Genomic DNA, 1,573 nt, shown 5'->3' on the forward strand with positions numbered 1-1,573 from the left:
CATTTCTAACTACAACACTATCACCCATAACAAAAAGAGCAGCAGCAAAATTTGCCTTATTTTTATTAAAATAACTATTTTGAATTTCACCATTACTATCACCCCAATAAACAGCACTACCATAATAACCTGCAGAATTATTATTAAAAGAAGAATTTAAAAGAGTACCATTAGCACCATTCCAATAAACAGCACCACCATAATAACCTGCAGAATTATTATTTAAAGAAGAATTTAAAAGAATTCCATTAGCACCATCCCAATAAACAGCACCACCATAATAACCTGCAGAATTATTATTTAAAGAAGAATTTAAAAGAATTCCATTAGCACCAGTCCAATAAACAGCACCACCATAATAACCTGCAGAATTATTATTTAAAGAAGAATTTAAAAGAATTCCATTAGCACCAGTCCAATAAACAGCACCACCATAATAACCTGCAGAATTATTATTTAAAGAAGAATTTAAAAGAGTACCATTATCACCTTGCCATTCTATAACTCCATATGTAGCATTATTATTCTCAAAAGAAGAATTTGAGATAGTTACATTTGAAGTATAAACAAAAATAGCACCACCATATGTAGCATTATTATCATTAAAAGTAGAATCTTCCAAAATTACATCTTTTGAATATATATAAACAGATCCACCTCTATTTCCATTATTTTTTCTAAATGTAGAATTTTTAATCGTGAACCCATTACTTGAAATATATATAGCTCCACCACTATCTGCAGTATTATTAACAAACAAACAATTAGAAATTATTCCACGATCATATCTTAAATATATTGCACCACCATAATTTTTTGCAGTGTTGTTTTCAAAGTAGCAATTTTTAATTTCTATATCATTTGATAATGAACGAATTGCTGCACCACTACTTCCTTTTAAATATCCATTAATAAAATTTATGTTATCTAAAACAACATTAGAAAGTTTATACGCATTAATTTCTAAAATACCTGATTGGTTGTTTCCATTTAGTGTGAAATTATTACCATTTATAGATATTTTTTTATTAATTTTTATAGGACTAGAATCTGTTGCATTATTATAAACATAATTCTTATCTAGATTTATAGTAGATCCTGCAGGCGCATTATCAATAATCGTTTGTAAATCAGTAAATGAACCAGAACCTCTATCACCCATTACTTCATTAAAACCCATTTCTTGAGTTACATCAGTTGAATTATCAACAGCAGATATAGCAGATATGGATACTAATAAGATAATGAATAAAAATAACAATTTAATCGTATTTTTATATAACATGTGTTTTTTCATCTCCATTTAACTTGAGTGCATGCTAAAAGTAGTTTTTTATAAAAAAAATCACTTTTTTAAGTCAAAAATCATATTTTTGAACTTATTTCGAACACTTTGTTAGAAATTTCATTATAATTTATAAACTAAAATCAATAAACAAAAAAGGGACTGTCAATTTGTTAGGTCTTTTGTATATAAATAGTGTTTAATTTTTCAATTTTGTCTATTTGGTCTTCTTTTTGATTTTACATTTTTGATTTTTACGAAAGTTTTAAATACTATTTGTGTTTTTTA

The 1,573-nt window shown here is 26.4% G+C and carries 1 protein-coding gene; it reads right to left on the reverse strand.

What is annotated here, in order from left to right; genetic code table 11:
• Nucleotides 1–1,285 (reverse strand): right-handed parallel beta-helix repeat-containing protein (locus MBORA_RS09680; protein WP_211258399.1); only part of this gene is annotated, 1,285 nt, incomplete at its 3' end.
• Nucleotides 1,286–1,573 lie beyond the last annotated feature (288 nt).

This window comes from Methanobrevibacter oralis (genome assembly GCF_001639275.1).
Taxonomy (GTDB): Archaea; Methanobacteriota; Methanobacteria; order Methanobacteriales; family Methanobacteriaceae; genus Methanocatella; species Methanocatella oralis.